The organism is Promicromonospora kroppenstedtii (assembly GCF_044389675.1).
GTDB classification, from domain to species: domain Bacteria; phylum Actinomycetota; class Actinomycetes; order Actinomycetales; family Cellulomonadaceae; genus Promicromonospora; species Promicromonospora kroppenstedtii.
In genome coordinates this window covers 263,665-278,806 of the sequence record NZ_JBIRYI010000005.1, presented here as the reverse complement: position 1 = coordinate 278,806, position 15,142 = coordinate 263,665, and the positions used below count along the sequence as shown (strand labels likewise).

The 15,142-nt window shown below is 71.5% G+C and carries 16 protein-coding genes; 4 read left to right on the top strand and 12 right to left on the bottom strand.

The genetic code is table 11. The annotated features are described in order from the left end of the window. Positions 1-136: 136 nt before the first annotated feature. From ACH47X_RS10420 to ACH47X_RS10375, 10 genes are all read right to left on the bottom strand, one after another. Positions 137-952 carry an amino acid ABC transporter ATP-binding protein gene (locus ACH47X_RS10420; protein WP_397403902.1) on the bottom strand — a complete coding sequence of 272 codons (816 nt, stop codon included), beginning with the start codon at positions 950-952 and terminating at the stop codon, positions 137-139. Then, on the bottom strand, positions 949-1,923 hold the full coding sequence (locus ACH47X_RS10415; protein ID WP_036971031.1) for an amino acid ABC transporter permease: 975 nt from the start codon (positions 1,921-1,923) through the stop codon (positions 949-951). Before ACH47X_RS10415 ends, ACH47X_RS10420 begins: the two co-directional genes overlap by 4 nt. Before the next feature lie 115 nt (positions 1,924-2,038). Further along, positions 2,039-2,968: an ABC transporter substrate-binding protein gene (locus ACH47X_RS10410; RefSeq protein ID WP_397403900.1), complete on the bottom strand. Its 930-nt coding sequence runs from the start codon at positions 2,966-2,968 to the stop codon at positions 2,039-2,041. A 294-nt stretch (positions 2,969-3,262) separates the two neighbouring features. Beyond that, on the bottom strand, positions 3,263-3,439 hold the full coding sequence (locus ACH47X_RS10405) for a methionine/alanine import family NSS transporter small subunit (RefSeq protein WP_084800759.1): 177 nt from the start codon (positions 3,437-3,439) through the stop codon (positions 3,263-3,265). Further along, positions 3,436-4,998 carry a sodium-dependent transporter gene (locus tag ACH47X_RS10400; RefSeq protein WP_397403897.1) on the bottom strand — a complete coding sequence of 521 codons (1,563 nt, stop codon included), beginning with the start codon at positions 4,996-4,998 and terminating at the stop codon, positions 3,436-3,438. The genes ACH47X_RS10405 and ACH47X_RS10400 overlap by 4 nt, the downstream gene beginning before the upstream one ends. Before the next feature lie 93 nt (positions 4,999-5,091). Next, a complete protein-coding gene (locus tag ACH47X_RS10395; RefSeq protein ID WP_397403895.1) occupies positions 5,092-6,348 on the bottom strand; it encodes a D-arabinono-1,4-lactone oxidase in 1,257 nt (418 codons plus the stop codon). A 77-nt stretch (positions 6,349-6,425) separates the two neighbouring features. Continuing rightward, positions 6,426-6,758, bottom strand: coding sequence for an STAS domain-containing protein (locus tag ACH47X_RS10390; RefSeq protein WP_397403893.1), 333 nt, complete (start codon positions 6,756-6,758; stop codon positions 6,426-6,428). A gap of 301 nt (positions 6,759-7,059) precedes the next feature. Then, the gene (locus ACH47X_RS10385; RefSeq protein ID WP_397403891.1) at positions 7,060-7,527 is read right to left on the bottom strand and encodes an aminoacyl-tRNA deacylase; all 468 of its coding nucleotides are present in this window, start codon (positions 7,525-7,527) and stop codon (positions 7,060-7,062) included. Between the two features lie 75 nt (positions 7,528-7,602). Then, on the bottom strand, positions 7,603-7,941 hold the full coding sequence (locus ACH47X_RS10380; RefSeq protein WP_397403889.1) for a DUF2087 domain-containing protein: 339 nt from the start codon (positions 7,939-7,941) through the stop codon (positions 7,603-7,605). Between the two features lie 3 nt (positions 7,942-7,944). Further along, positions 7,945-8,955: a M15 family metallopeptidase gene (locus ACH47X_RS10375; RefSeq protein ID WP_397404027.1), complete on the bottom strand. Its 1,011-nt coding sequence runs from the start codon at positions 8,953-8,955 to the stop codon at positions 7,945-7,947. Positions 8,956-10,203: 1,248 nt separating this feature from the next. On the opposite strand from ACH47X_RS10375, the gene ACH47X_RS10370 reads away from it, so the two are divergent. The 3 genes from ACH47X_RS10370 to ACH47X_RS10360 all read left to right on the top strand — a co-directional run bounded on the left by ACH47X_RS10370 (position 10,204) and on the right by ACH47X_RS10360 (position 12,100). Continuing rightward, a complete protein-coding gene (locus tag ACH47X_RS10370) occupies positions 10,204-10,482 on the top strand; it encodes a hypothetical protein (protein ID WP_036971049.1) in 279 nt (92 codons plus the stop codon). A 191-nt stretch (positions 10,483-10,673) separates the two neighbouring features. Beyond that, complete coding sequence (locus tag ACH47X_RS10365) at positions 10,674-11,174, top strand: hypothetical protein (protein ID WP_397403886.1); 501 nt, start codon at positions 10,674-10,676, stop codon at positions 11,172-11,174. 248 nt (positions 11,175-11,422) lie between these two features. Then, a complete protein-coding gene (locus tag ACH47X_RS10360; protein ID WP_397403884.1) occupies positions 11,423-12,100 on the top strand; it encodes an HNH endonuclease family protein in 678 nt (225 codons plus the stop codon). 16 nt (positions 12,101-12,116) lie between these two features. On the opposite strand, the gene ACH47X_RS10355 is transcribed toward ACH47X_RS10360, so the two are convergent. Both ACH47X_RS10355 and ACH47X_RS10350 read right to left on the bottom strand, forming a co-directional pair. After that, positions 12,117-12,725, bottom strand: coding sequence for a hypothetical protein (locus ACH47X_RS10355; protein ID WP_397403882.1), 609 nt, complete (start codon positions 12,723-12,725; stop codon positions 12,117-12,119). After that, entirely contained in the window at positions 12,722-13,207 is a 486-nt protein-coding gene (locus ACH47X_RS10350; RefSeq protein WP_397403880.1) for a hypothetical protein, read from the bottom strand. The genes ACH47X_RS10355 and ACH47X_RS10350 overlap by 4 nt, the downstream gene beginning before the upstream one ends. Positions 13,208-13,521: 314 nt before the next feature. Here ACH47X_RS10350 and ACH47X_RS10345 point away from each other — a divergent pair, with 314 nt between their 5' ends. Continuing rightward, positions 13,522-15,123 (top strand): glycoside hydrolase family 76 protein, encoded by a 1,602-nt coding sequence (locus tag ACH47X_RS10345; RefSeq protein ID WP_397403878.1) that lies wholly within the window; start codon positions 13,522-13,524, stop codon positions 15,121-15,123. Positions 15,124-15,142 lie beyond the last annotated feature (19 nt).

Sequence of the window (15,142 nt, the reverse complement as noted above, 5' to 3'; positions counted from 1 at the left end):
CCCCGGCGTGGGTTCGCGGCGCGCCGCGCGCCGCCTCGTCTGCGTCATGCACCTTAGACGCAGGGCGGGCCCGCCGAGGTTGCGCTCTTGTCGGAGCGGTTCCTCGACGGGCCCGTGTGACCTGCGTCTCCCGAGGTCAGAGCACGTGCGCCAGGAAGTCCTTGGTGCGCTGCTCCTGCGGGTCGTCCAGCACCCTGCCGGGCGGGCCGGACTCGACGATGACGCCGTCGTCCATGAACACGACGTGGTCGGCGACCTCGCGGGCGAACCCGATCTCGTGGGTCACGACGATCATCGTCATGCCGGACCGCGCGAGGTCCTGCATCACGGAGAGCACCTCGCCGACGAGCTCGGGGTCCAGTGCCGACGTCGGCTCGTCGAACAGCATGAGCTCGGGATCCATGGCGAGCGCCCGAGCGATGGCGACACGCTGCTGCTGGCCGCCCGAGAGCTGGGCCGGGTAGTGGTCGGTCCGGTCGGACAGCCCCACGCGCTCGATGAGCTCCAGCGCGCGCTGCCTGGCCGCCTTCTTGGCCAGCCCCCGCACCTGCACGGGCGCTTCCATGATGTTCTCGAGCGCCGTCATGTGCGGGAACAGGTGGAAGCGCTGGAACACCATGCCGATCCGCGAGCGCTGCCGCGCGACCACCTTGGGGTGCAGCCGGTGCAGGATCCCCTTGTCGTCCTTGCGGTAGCCCATCAGGTCGCCGCCCACGACGACGGAGCCGCCGGTGATCTCCTCCAGCTCGTTGATGCAGCGCAGGAGGGTGGACTTGCCGGAGCCCGACGGGCCGAGGATCACCGTGACCGAGCCGCGCGGGACGTCGAGGTCCACGCCCTTGAGCACATGCACGGCGTCGTGCCCGTGGCCGAAGACCTTGTGCACGGCGCGGACGGACACCATGTCCGTCGAGCCGGCCGGGACGGCCGGGGCATCGGTGGGGGCGCTCATGGTGTCACGTCCTTGTTCACGTCCTGCTGCACGGTCCCGGCCGCGGCGATCGCCGCCTGCTTGCCACCGGCCGGGCCCTTGCCCCGGCCGCGACGCCGCGTGCTCGTCCCGAACCCGCGCCCGTAGTACTGCTCCAGGTAGTGCTGGCCCACCATCAGGATCGAGGTGATGAGCAGGTACCAGAGCGCCGCGATGACCAGCAGCGGGATGGGCAGGAAGGTGCGGTTGCCGATCGCGCTGGTGGCGTAGGTCAGCTCGAACGTGAGCGGCACGGCGACCACCAGGGAGGTGGTCTTGAGCATCGAGATGGTCTCGTTGCCCGTCGGCGGCACGATCACGCGCATGGCCTGGGGCAGGACCACGCGGCGCATGATCTTGCCGTCCTTCATGCCGAGCGCCTTGGCGGCCTCGGTCTGCCCCGGGTCCACGGACGTCAGGCCGGCGCGCACGATCTCGGCCAGGTAGGCCGACTCGTTGAACGCGAGGCCGAACAGCGCCAGCCAGAACGCGGTGAGCACCTCGTCGGTGCGGAACGAGAAGAACTCCGGCCCGAACGGGATGCCCAGCGACAGCCGCGGGTACAGCACGGCGAGCAGGCCCCAGAAGATGAGCTGCGTGTAGATCGGCGTGCCACGGAAGAACCAGATCCAGGCCCAGCTCACCGAGCGCATGACCGGGTTGTCCGACCGGCGCATCATCGCGAGCGCGACGGCGAGCACGACGGCGATCGCCATGGAGCCGAACGTGAGGACCAGGGTCCACATGACACCGCGGATGACCACGATGTCCCGCAGGTAGAGCCAGACCACGTCCCAGCGGAAGTTCTCGTTCGTGATCAGTGCGTTGGCCGCCATGGCGGCCAGCACGAGCACGGCCACTGCCGCGACGAGGCGGCCGGGCCGGGGCACGGGCCGCGCGTGGATCCGGTTGGGCACCGGGTCGCTGCCCGACGGCGACGTCTGCGTCGTCACGTCAGCCTGTCCTTTCCTCGAACCTTGCGTGAGATGACTCCTGGAAAAGCTGAGTGCACGGTACCCGCAGTCGCACGTGGTGCGGACCGCGGGCGCCGTGCACTCGGCGGTCGGGTCACTCGGCCGGGTTCAGCTCGGCCTTGTCCACGACGGCGTCGGCGCTGCCCCAGGCCGCGAAGACCTGCTCGAGCGTGCCGTCGTCGATGAGCTTCTGGACCGCGGCCTGCACGGCGTCGGTCAGGTCCTGGTCGTCCTGCGAGACCACGATGCCGTACGGCGCCGCGTCCAGGATGTCGCCGACGGTCTCGACCTCGCCGGAGGTCTGCTCGACGGCGTAGGCCGTGATCGGCGAGTCGGCGTACATGGCCTGGAGCTTGCCGCCCACGAGGTTGGTGGTGACGTCGGCCTGCGACTCGTAGCGCACGACGTCGATCGGCTCCTCGCCGTCCTTCTCGCACTGCTCGGTGGCCGCGGTGAGCTCGTCGTCCTGGATGGTCGAGGTCTGCACGCCGATGGTGGTGCCGCAGAGGCTCTCGGGGTCGAAGTCCTCGGGGTTGCCCGCCGCGACGCCGTACTGCGAGCCGGCCACGGCGTAGCTGATCATGTTGGCCTCGGCGGTCCGCTCGTCCGTGATGGTGAACGCCGAGATGCCCGCGTCGTACTTGGAGCCGATGGCGGGGATGATCCCGTCGAACGCCGCCGACTGGACCTCGACGTCGAGGCCGAGCACAGCGGCGACGGCGGTGATGGTGTCGATGTCGAACCCGACCGGCGTCTTGCCGTCGGCGTCGATGAACTCGGCCGGCGCGTAGGCGGTGTCGGACCCCACGGTCAGCGTGCCCTTGTCCGCGATCTCCTGGGGGAGCAGCGCGGCGATCTCCTCGTCGGCCTCGACGGTCGAGGGGTCGAACGACGCCTCGGCGCTGGCCTCGTCGGACGCTCCGTCAGAGCCTGCGGGCTGCTGCGACGCGTCGGTGCACGCGGTCAGGGCGAGGGTGGCCACGGCGAGTACGGCCGTGGCGGTCAGGGCGGGAAGCCTGCGCATCAGGGGTCTCCTGGTCGGGTTTTTGAACGTCTCGCGAGGCCCCGGCGACCCGACAGATCTCTGTCATCAGGGGAGCAGAGAACCCGACGGCGCACGTGGCGCCTCGACTCGAGTCTCACCCAACCGTGACTGGTCGCTGGCGTAAACCCGCAACTTAGAGACCATTGTCACACTGTGATGAAGGGCATGTTTCTGGTACATTTCGCCCTGCGCACCGTGGCTGACCTGCGAAGACGCCAAACCGACCTGTCCGGCGAAATTGTCCGTCGCGGGGGTCGCCGAGCGCCGGCCGGATCAGGTGTCGTGCTCGACCGGCTCGTCGGGCCGGTCCTCCGGACCGCCCTCGTGCTCCCACCCGTGCGGGTAGCTGGTCCGCTCCGGCCGCCTGACGAGGGCCGCGATGCTCACCGCCAGGCCGCCCCACACGACGACGAGCGCGACGACCAGCAGGGTGACGGCTGTGCCGCTCATGACTTACCTCCGAACGTCGGCCAGGTATCGAAACGGTCGGGCTCGACGCGCCACCGCATCCGGGTGAGCACGAGCGCCGCGACGAGGAACAGTGCGACGACGCCCCAGCCCATGACGTTCAGGTACCACGCGGCGTAGCCCTCGTAACCCTCCTGCACCAGGGTCACGATGCGCGAGACCAGCATGGACGTCAGCACGACGGGGCCGAGCACCACGATGCAGAAGTTCCACCACCGCCCCACCGGGATGGTCGACACGGCGTTCAGGTGGAACCGCATCTCCTCGGTGCGACGCAGCACCCAGCCGATGACCACGGTGGTCGCCACCGCCGAGGCCACGACGCCGATGTTGTTGGCCCACTGGTCCACGGTGTCCAGCGCGATCAGCCCCGTGGTGGTGGAGAACGCCGTCACCGAGAGCGCTGCGGCGACCACCCCGATCCGGAGGGACGCCTGGGTCCGGTTCCAGCCGAACTTCTCCTGGAAGGAGGCTGACACGACCTGCAGGATCGACAGCAGCGACGTGAAGCCGGCCATCACGAGCGAACCGAAGAACAGGGCCCCGAAGAGCCCACCGGCCGGCATCTGGGAGACGAGCGCGGGGAAGGTCACGAAGGCGAGGATGGGGCCGCTGATGCCCTCCAGCTCGGCGACGGCGACGCCTTGCTCGTGGGCGAGGAAGCCGAGCGCGGCGAACACGCCGATGCCCGCGAACACCTCGAACCCGGAGTTGGCGAACGCGACCACGAACCCGGGCGACGTCAGGTTCGCCCGGCGCTTCCGGTAGGAGGCGTACGTGATCATGATGCCGAACGCGATCGACAGCGAGAAGAAGATCTGGCTGTAGGCGGCGATCCACACGTTCGGGTCGGCCATGGCACCCCAGTCCGGCGTGAACAGCGCGTTGAGCCCGTCGGCGGCACCCGGGAGGAACAGGGCCCGGATCACGAGCGTGCCGAACGCCAGCAGCAGCAGGGGCATGAACACGAAGTTGACCTTCTCCAGGCCCCTCGCGACACCGGCCGCGAGCACGACGATCGTCGCGACCCACACCAGGACCAGCGGGATCAGCACCGCAGGCACGAAGTCGAGCGTGATCCACGGATCGGCGCCGCCGACGTCCGCCAGCTGGAGGTACGTGCCCGTGAAGAACGCCGCGGTGTCGTCGCCCCAGCGCAGGTCGAAGGAGTACACGAAGAAGCTGAGGGCCCAGGCGATGATCACCGCGTAGTAGACGGCGATGGCGAAGCAGATGGCCACCTGGAACCAGCCCAGACCCTCCAGCCAGCGCTTGACCCGGCGGAACGCGAGCGGAGCGGCCCCGCGGTACCGGTGCCCGATCGCGTAGTCCAGGAAGAGGATCGGGATGCCCGCCGTCAACAGTGCGATCAGGTAGGGCACGAGGAACGCGCCCCCGCCGTTCTCGTAGGCCACCCCGGGAAACCGCCAGATGTTCCCGAGCCCGACGGCCGAACCGATGGCAGACAGGATGAAGCCCAGCTGCCCGCTGAACTCCTCACGCTTCTCGGGCTTCGCGGTCGTGCTCTGCGCGTCGCTCATCCCATGATCCTGCGGGATAGATCGCCCGAGTGCGAAATCAGGCGCTCCGGGCAACATTTCATCCGGAGCACCCTGACCTCGCAGGCCAACAGCTCAGCGCTCCAGCAGCTCCGACACGTAGCCGCCCCGGAACGTGCCCGTGGGGTCGAGCCGGTCCGCCAGCGCGGCGAAGTCGTCGAACCGCGGGTACAGGCCCGGAAGGTCCGTCACCGGGACGGTGAACAGCTTGCCCCAGTGCGGCCGCGCGCCCAGGGGCAGCAGCGCCGCCTCCAGCTCCGGCAGCGCGTCCCGCACGGCCGGCCAGTCCTGCTTCCACGTGAAGTGCAGCGCGAGGCTGTCGCCGGGCGCCGTGCTGAGCCACAGGTCGTCGCCGGCGACCGTGCGGATCTCGGACGTGAGCAGCAGCGGGCCGAGCCGGTCGCCGAGTGCCCGCACGGCGCGGACGGCGTCGGGCCCCGCGGCGCGCGGGAGCAGGTACTCCGACTGGAGCTCCTCCCCCAGCGACGGCGTGAAGTCGAGCCGGAAGTGCGGCAGGCGCTCGAACCACGGGCCGGGCACCCCGCCCTGCTCCGTGCAGGCGACGGCGGCGACATCGGGCAGCGGGTGCATCGCCCCGGTCGCGGGGGCGGCGCCCAGCTCGGTCAGCAGCGCGGGGGCGGCGCCCACGCCGTCGTCCACCCGGGACTTGCACCAGACCATGCGGACGTCGGGCTCGAACCAGCTGGTGAAGACGCTGACCGAGTACGCGCTGCCCATGACGGCGTCGAGGTTCTCGACCAGGGCGTCCCAGGACAGACCCGTGAACACGTCCTGCCGCACGTCGAACGTCGGCACCGTGGCCAGCTCGACGCGCGTCACGACGCCGAGCGCGCCGAGCGCCACCACGACGCCGGGGAAGTCGGCGTCGCCGCGGCGCAGGGTCAGCGTCTCCCCGGACGCGGTCACCAGCTCCAGCCCGACGACGTCGCCCGCGAGCGAGCGCGTACCGTCACCTGAGCCGTGGGTGCCGGTGGCGACGGCGCCGGCCACGGAGATGTGCGGCAGGGAGGCCATGGCGGTCAAGGCGCGGCCGTGGGCGTGCAGCCCGGCGACGACGTCGCCGTAGCGCAGTCCGGCGCGGACCGAGGCCACACCCGTGGCCGCGTCGACCTCGAGGGCCGGCCGGCCGTCGTCGAGGAGGTCGAGCTGGACGTGCACGCCCGTGGTGTCGGCGACGTCCGAGAACGAGTGGCGTGAGCCGAGGGCCCGGACGCGGGGCTCGCCGGCGACGATGCCGGCAAGCTCCGCGAGGGTCCGGGGGCGCTCGGTGCGCGCGGAGGAGTACGTGAGGTTCGCTGCCCAGTTCTTCACCGGACCAGGGTGCCACTCCCACGCCCGTACGGACGCGGCCGTTCACGTGGTGCTTCGGTGTGGTGCTGCGGTAGGACTCAGGCGCTGGCGCCGGCGCTGCGCACCACGGGGATGCGCTGGCTGATACCGACCATGTCCAGGACCTCCATGACCACGGCGGACGGCTCCCGGAGCTGGACGGGCGATCCCGTCTCCTCACCGAGCACGAACACCTGGAGGATGAAGGCGACCCCGGAGGAGTCGATGAACGTGACGTCCCGGGCGTCGACGATGACGGGATCGGGGTCGGGTCGTGCTGCGAGCGTGGCCATCGCCTCGCTCGCGTTCTCGCGCAGCAGCGCGTCGATGTCACCCCAGAGGGTCAGCACCGTGCCCTCGTAGGTGTTCCGGCAGGAGATTCCGGATCCCACGCGTCCGGGAACCATGTCCTGCGCTGAGTCTGACGGGAGAGGGTCCATGGGGTCATTCGCTCCGTCCTGCATTGGTCGGGCCTCGACTTCGTTGACACTTGCTTCTGCACAACTGACGTAATCGTCAACTTGGACACTTCTTGGTGCTGTCTGACCACCCCTTGCCCCGCTAGGGCAAGAATTGCCTAGGGCGAGTGTTCACCCGACACCGGGCTTACGTCCACCCCCCAGGCGTTACGGTCGCGTTGCACGGAGGAGAACTACCACCTTCCGCATGGTGCGGGCCCGTCCGGGACGCTGCTCAGACGGGGTCGGTCACGTCCGCGATCGTGGCTCCGAGCGCCGACGTGAGGTCGACGGCATCGAGCGTGGCACCCACACCGTGGGCACCTCCGCCGATCGACACGGGACCCGGCTCACCGAGCCGGGAGTCCGCGACGACGGGCCACCTGTGGAACGACCCGAACGGGGTGATGGTTCCCCGCTCATAGCCCGTGACCTCGAAAGCCACCTCCTTGCTCGGCATCGACAGCCGCGAGACGCCCAGCAGCGCCCGCAGCTTGGGCCACGAGATCTGCCGGTCGCCGGGGACCAGGACGAACAGGAAGTCGTCGTCGGCACGACGCACGACGATCGTCTTGATCAGCTTCGCGGGCTCCACCCCGCGTGCGGCGGCCGCCTCGGCGAGGCTCGCGACCTGACCGTGCCGGGTGATCTCGAACGGGATGCCCGCCGCCTCGAGCGCCGCGACAGCTCGTTCTTCACTCATGGAATTTCCTATCCTGAAAACGCGAGTCTTCGTTGTCTCGCAATATGGTCAAGGTATCTCCTGTGCGGCGCTCCCTCAGGCGTCGTACTCGGTGCGCTCGGTGCGCCAGTACTCGGCCCCGTCGCGCGTGCGCTGCACCAGTCCGTGGTCAACCATTGCACGCCGGGTACCCGCCGGGTCGTAGGAGAGCTCGCGCAGCCGGTCCGTCAGCTCCCGCTCGGTCACCGGCTCCAGCAGTGTGGGGAGCGCCTGGGCTGCCAGGTACCGCGTCACCGCGACCTTGTCCCGCCAGCGGCGCGGCAGGGCCTCCAGCCGGCCGGAGCGCAGGAACCGCCGGGGGTCACCGGCCGGGGCCTGATCGCCCGAGGCCGGCTCGTCCGCGGCCAGGCCGCCCGAGGTCCGCTCCGCCGTCATCCGTCAGTCCAGCTCCGGCCGGCGGGGCCGGCGGCTCGCCCGGACCACCGTCGACGACTTCGAGAGGACACCGAGCGGGCTGGACGACGTCACGCCGGCCGTGCCCTCCGGGTCCTCGTCCGGGCAGGTCGTCGGATCGGTCTCGGAGCCGGTGTCGTCGGCCGGATCGACCGCGTCCGCACAGCAGTCCGTGTCGGTCCCGTCGCCGGCCTCCTCCTCGGTCGCGTTCTCCTCGACGGCCCTCTGCTCGGTCGTCTCGCTCGACCCGGCCGGGTCGACCTCGCAGTCGGGGTCGGTGGACGGGTCCGGGTCAGGTTCTTCCACCGGGTCGGACGGTGACGGCGACGGCGAGGGCTCGGACGGCGTCGGGCTCGGCTCCGGATCGTCGCTCGGGTCCGGCGTCGGGGTAGGAGTAGGCGTCGGCGTGGGCTTCGTCGTCGGGTCCGTCGGCTTGGGCTCCGTCGGCTTCGGGTCGCTCGGCGTGGGCTTGGGCGTCGGCTTCGGCGGCTTCTGCGACGGCGGGTTGGCCCCCGGCTCGTCCGACGGCTTCGCGGGCTTCCCGGCGCTGCTCCCACCGCTCGGCTTCGGGTCGGGCGACGGCTTGTAGCGCGGGGTCGCCGAGTCGGACGGCGTCCAGGTGCCGACGTCGGACGGATCGATCGCGCGGTTCGGGATCGATCCCGCCGCGAAGAACTCGAAGTGCCACGGCTCGGGCTTGGCACCGCCGAGGCGGGCCCAGGACGGGTTGTCCCAGCCGTAGTCCGGCCCGTGCAGCCGCAGCCAGACGTACTCGTCGGAGGCGCCGCCCGCGATCGGGTTGCCGAGGTCCACGGCGAGGCCCCAGCCGTGGTTCGACGTACCGGGGACCGCCGCCAGGTGCGGCTTGGTCTTCGCCACCGCGACCTGCAGCTCGTAGGAGCGGTAGGAGTCGGTGATCGGGATCGGGTAGCCGAACTTCTTCTCGAACTCCACGTTGAGCGCCGTGAAGCGCTCCGCGGCGTCGCAGCGCAGCATGTGGCCGGGGGCGAAGCTCAGCGGGCACAGCACGTCGGTCGGGATGCGGCCGTTCGCGTAGCCCAGCGTGGAGCCGCCGAACGCGGAGACGACGTCGAGCAGGCTCTCGCGGAGGGAGACACCCGCCCGGCCTCCGAGCCCGCCGAGCCCGCCGAGCCCTTCGACCTCCACCAGCGCGTTCGGCACCGACGGGTCCAGCATGTTCGCCAGCCGGACGGCGGCGATGACCACCTCGTCGTAGGTGACATAACCAGCGTGCGGGTCGTCCTCCGCCGGGTCGATCACCGAGGTGCGCTCGTTCGACACCTGGACGGCGGGCGGGGTGTCGTCGTCGGACGGCGTCCTGGTCTCGTCCTGGCCGGGCTCGTCCTGGCCGGGCTCGTCCTGGCCGGGCTCGTCCTGGCCGGGCTCGTCCTGGCCGGAGTCTCCCTGGTCGGCGCTCTCCTGGTCGGAGCCGGAGCCGGAGCCGGAGCCCGGACCGTCCGCGTCCGGCCCCGTGCCGCGCGCCGGCGCGTCCTCGACGCGCAGGCCCTCGTTGTTCTCGCCGAACGCGAGCTGCTGCATCTGGTAGGTCGTGTAGAGCATGCCGAGCTCGGCGGCAGCCTGCGCCACGGTGGGGCTGAAGGCGGGACCCTGCTCCTGCGCCTCCTGCTCCGCGCGCTCGAGCACCGCGACGATCTGGGTGAGCGTGACGCCCTGCGGGGCCGTCTCGGTCTCGCCCACCGTGACGCTCTGGAGCAGGCCGTAGAGCCGGATCGGCAGGTCGTCGCCGTCGCGGGCGACCTGCGTACCGGGAACGCTCGCCGCCGCCGTGACCAGCACGCCCGCGGCGATCGCGGTCGCGACGGCGCCGGTCCAGGCCCGCCGGAGATACCTGCGCAGGCCGGTCCGGGGTACGTGTGGAACGAGCGACTTCGCCTGGTTCACGCGTCTCCCCCTCGGTCGGTGCGCCGCCTGCTGGAGCGCGGCGCATGCCGTTTCGGATCCTTACACAGCAGTATCACGATCTGGTGAACTCGGGTGGAGTAATTATCGGCGCCCAGGTGAACCGCCCCGCCCGGAGGCAGCGGACGGCGCACGCCAGGCGTCGGCGACGCCCCACGATCGACAAGAGTAACGATTCGGGCGTACAACGCAATGAAGTCTTCCTGGTGCATCTCGGATGCTTCACACTGACCCGGGTCCGTACGGGCGCACCGCGCCCGCAACCGAGCGGCCGGAAGCACGGCCGTGAAAGGAAGTCCCCCCATGACCGAGACTCCCAACGCACCCGCAGTCGAGGGCACCGTGCAGGACCCGCAGGCGAACGTCGTCGCGATCGTCGGCTTCGTCCTCGCGTTCGTCGCGCCCCCGATCGGGATCATCCTCTCGGCGATCGCTGTGTCGAAGGCCGGTAAGACGGGCATCGACAGCAAGCTCGCGAAGTGGGGTCTGGCCCTCTCGATCATCTTCACCGTGCTGTACCTGATCTTCGTCGCACTCGGTGTCGTCGCGGCGCTCTCGCTGCCGGCCGGCAGCGGCGCCTGACCTGAGGTAGCGCGCACCGGGCGGCACGCGCGCCCGACAGCACCACGCAGCACAGAGGCTGTCGCTCCTGCGGGGCGGCGGCCTCTGTCGTTCCAAGGCCTGATGTCGGTGCCCTATCCAGAACCAATCGGATACTCCACAATATGGCCTGACATTTCCGACTACCTGCCAACCAGGGGAGCACTACCACCATGACCACGCCCGACACCACGACCCCCGAGGCCGCGACCGAAGAGAACGCGGCCACGGCTGCCACCGAGGTCGTGGAGACCGAGCCCGCCGAGGCGCCGGCGACGTCCGAGGCGAAGGCAGAGACCGAGGCCCCCGCTTCCGAGCCCGCCACCGAGGCCGCTCCCGCCGCCGCGGCAGCGGCCCCCGCAGCCGCCACCTCGACCGAGGTCGCCGCACCGGCCGCCGCGGCCGCCGTCGCCGCGCCCGCTCCCGCCGTCGCCGCGGCGGAGGAAGAGGATCCGCAGACCACGGTCTTCAGCCTCGTCACCTTCTTCCTCGCCGCGCTCCCGATCATCGGCGTCGTGCTGAACGCCATCGCGGTCGCCCGCGCCGGCAAGGAGGGCTTCGACCTGTGGCTCGCCAGGTGGGGCCTCGCGCTCGCCATCGTCGAGACCGTCGGCGCCCTGATCCTGGTCGGCATCGGCTACTACTTCGGCCTGCTGACCGCCGGCGCCGTCTGAGTCGCCCCGCACACCTGCCGAGGTCCGCCTCCCCGAGCCCTCCCGCACGGTCTCACCCCAGACCCGTGCCGGACCGCCGGGTGGGGCGGACCTTCTGCGTGCTGCCCGGGCAGCCGCGGCCCACCCATGTCTCACTACTCGGTCAGAACGGGTGAAATTTCGCTAACCTACACATGGTGGTCATTCGGGCGTCACCGGACGCCTCGACCATGAACGGGCCCAGGTCGGTCTCGAGGAAGGTCTGTCCCATGTCGCAGCTCGTCGCCCAGCGAGACTCCCGGCGCGGCCACCCCGCCCGCCATCTCGTCGCGTCGGCCCTGGCGCTGACGCTCGTCGCGCTCCTGACGGTGGTGCATCCCCAGTCCGCGAGCGCCTACCCGCCCGGGCTCCCGTCGAAGCCGGCGGCGCAGTCCGAGCTCGACGCCCTCCAGGTCCGTGCGGAGAGCGAGTCAGCGCCGTACGACCGGAACCTCTTCCCACACTGGATCACGGTCGACGGCTGCACCACCCGCGAGACCGTCCTGCGCCGCGACGGCGACGGCGTGGAGGTGGGCAGCGACTGCTACCCGACGTCGGGCAGCTGGTACAGCGAGTACGACGGCCAGACCCGCACGGCGCCCGCGGACATCTCGATCGACCACGTCGTTGCCCTGGCCGAGGCCTGGCGCTCGGGCGCCGACGGGTGGACGACGGCGCGGCGGCAGGACTTCGCGAACGACCTCACCGGGCCGCAGCTCATCGCGGTCACGGCCGAGGTGAACAGCTCGAAGAGCGACAAGGACCCCGCCGAGTGGGTACCGCCGCTGGCGAGCAAGCGCTGTGCCTACTCGAAGATGTGGATCCACACGAAGTCGCGCTGGGGCCTGAGCGTGGACGCGGCCGAGAAGGCCGCGCTGCAGCCGCTGCTGGACAGCTGCTCGTACTGATCCCGCTGTCGGGCGCTCAGGTCACCTCGCCGACCTGGGCGGCCGGCAACTGGACGTCCGACAGCCGGGCGAGCGCGCGGCGCAGCGTCTCCTCGGCGTCGAGCACGGCCTGGTAGGCGTCCCGGCAGGCGGCGTACCCGGCGCAGGCGGCGTCCACGACGCCGATCGCGGCCCGTGAGACGGCGTCGACCTCCTCGGGCGGGGCCGTGCCGCCGACCGAGGCGAGCCGGGTGCCCCCGTGCCGGGCCACGCGCAGGCGCGCGACGCCGGACGTGTGCCGCGCCTGGCCGGACTCGAGGGCGGTCGCGTAGTCGTCGAACGTGTCGGCCAGGGCGTCGAGGCTCCGCGTGCCCGGCATGGACGCGCCGGGTCCGCGGAGCACGCCGCGCATGGTGCGCAGCCCCGTGGCGGCGTCGCGGACGGCGCGCGCCCTCCCCCGCACCTCCGCCGGGCTCCCGCCGGGCAGGTGGCCTACGGCGGTGTCCCAGTCGGACGACACCGCGCGCAGGTCCTCGGTCAGGATCTCGACGTACTCCGGGACGTCCAGGTGCTCGAAGCCCTGGCGCCTGCGGCTCAGCCCGTCGATCCGGCTCTCGCACAGGTCGACGAGCTCGAGCAGGTTCACGCCGGACCCTCGCCCGCGTCGTCGGCATGGCCGGCCGGTCCTGCCGCCGGGTCCGGGCGGGCGGGGCCCACCTGACGGACCGGCAGCGGCCGGGACCCCACCGGGCTGTCCACCGCGACCGTCTCGGCCTGGGCGGCGGTGTCGACGGGTGCGGGCGTCCCGGCAGGCGGCACCGCCGGCTGCCCTGTCGGCCGCCCCTCCGCCGGCTCCGGTTCGAGCCGGTCGAGCACCGCGAGGATCCGATGGATCCTGGCGATCTCACGCAGGGCAGCGGCCGGGTCGGCCTCCCGGCCCGCGGTGCGCAGCACGTGCCCGACGGCGTCGCGGGCCGCCGTCGGCCCCTCGACCACGGCGTCGCCGAGCGCGATCACGTCGGCGAGTCCCGCGAGGCGCACCGTGATGGCGACCCGGCGCGTCGTCGGCCAGCCGACGCCCGCGGCGGTGAGCCGTCGTACGGAACGCGCGATCGTCTCCGGGCTCATGGCGTGCGCCCTGGCGCGTCGGCATCGACCCTCAGCTGCTCGGCCATCCAGCTCCCTTTCCGGCATCCCCGCACGTCACAGGGATTTTCGGCAGCCTAGGCGGCCACTGCCGGAGGCGACATGGGGAGCGATCCCCATGTCGCCGCCGGCAGGGGCCACCTGCGCAGGCCACGCACCGGTCCCGCGGCGGACCCGTGCGGCTGTTGACGGATCCGCGTGGACCGGTGAGTCTGGTCGGGCCGCGGCCCTGCGGGCCGCGTTCGCACTGCTCAGCTCTCCACCGACGGACGACAGTACGAGCACAGGGAGAACCGATGACAACGCTGTCAGACACGCCCTCGCACCGCACGCACCGACGCTTCAGGAGACACCCCGGCCGGCGGTCCGGGCGGCCTGCCCTCGGCCTCGCCGCCGCGCTGGCCGCCATGTGCCTGGTGGCGGTACCGCTCACCCCCGCCCCGCCGGCGGGCGCGGCGCCGGCCGGCGCGAGCGCCGCCGGACCGGAGGCCACCGCCGGACCCGGCGGGACCGGGACGCGGGCCGCCGCCCTGGCCGAGATCTGCGACATCTACTGCGACGCCCGGGACCCCGGGGCCGCGGTGGGCGACCGGGTGCCGGTGAGTACCACGGTCCACGGCCGCACGATCCGGCTGCACGTGTCCGACCCCGATGTCATGGGCTGGGGCTCGATCGACGGCGGACAGCCCGGCGACGAGGTCTGGCTGGACCGCTCGTTCGACGGCGGCCGGACGTGGGCGTCGGGCAGCCGGCTGGGCGCCACGACGATCCCGGCGGGCTCCACCGGCTGGCGCACCCAGATGTACAACGTGGACGACTGGAACAACACCGGCGTCGGCGCGCTGCGGGCCTGCGGCAAGGCGGGCGACCGTGCCGAGATCGCGTGCACCGGCTGGGCGCGCAACGACCGCAACGCGGGCAGCCGCTCGACGGCGGCCGCCACCGCGCTGATGATGCTGTGGGACCGCGACACCGGCCTGTTCGAGACCAACGGCTGGTGGACGGGGGCCAACGCGCTGACCGCCGTCATCGACAACGCCCGGATCAGCGGCATGGGCAGCTACCGGTACGCGATCGCGCAGACCTACGACAAGAACGTGGGCTCGCGCGACGGCCAGTTCCGCAACGAGTACCTGGACGACACGGGCTGGTGGGGCCTGGCCTGGATCGCCGCCTATGACCTGACCGGGGACAGCCGCTACCTGAGCACCGCCCGGGCCGACGCCGACCACATGCGCGCCTACTGGACCGACAAGTGCGGCGGCGGCGTGCAGTGGAACACGGGCATCGCGTACAAGAACGCGATCACCAACGAGCTGTACGTGCAGCTCAACGCGGCGCTGCACAACCGGATCCCGGGCGACACCACCTACCGTCAGCGGGCGCAGGAGGGGTGGGAGTGGTTCCGGGACAGCGGCATGATCAACTCGGGCAACCTGGTCAACGACGGGCTGAACGACTCGTGTGCCAACAACGGCCAGCCCACCTGGACGTACAACCAGGGCGTGATCCTCGGGGCGCTGGCCGAGCTGCACCGGGCCACCGGCGACGTGGCGCTGCTGGAGACCGCCCGCGACCTGGCCGATGCCTCGACCGGCTCGACCTACCTCAACCCCGGTGGGATCCTCCGCGAGGTGAACGAGGGCGACGACTGCAACAGCGACGGCGCGTCGTTCAAGGGGGCCTACGTGCGCGGGCTGGGCAAGCTCAACGTGGCCCTGGGCGACCGTCCGTACAGCGCGTACCTCGACCGGCAGGCCGACGCCGCGTGGGCCAACAACCGGGACTCGCTCGGCATGTACGGGCCGCACTGGGCCGGGCCGCTGGTGCGGCCCGCGACGGGCCACGGCTGCCAGCACGGCGTGCTGGACCTGATGAACGCGGCCGAGGCCGGCTAGTACCCCGTGTCAGACGCAC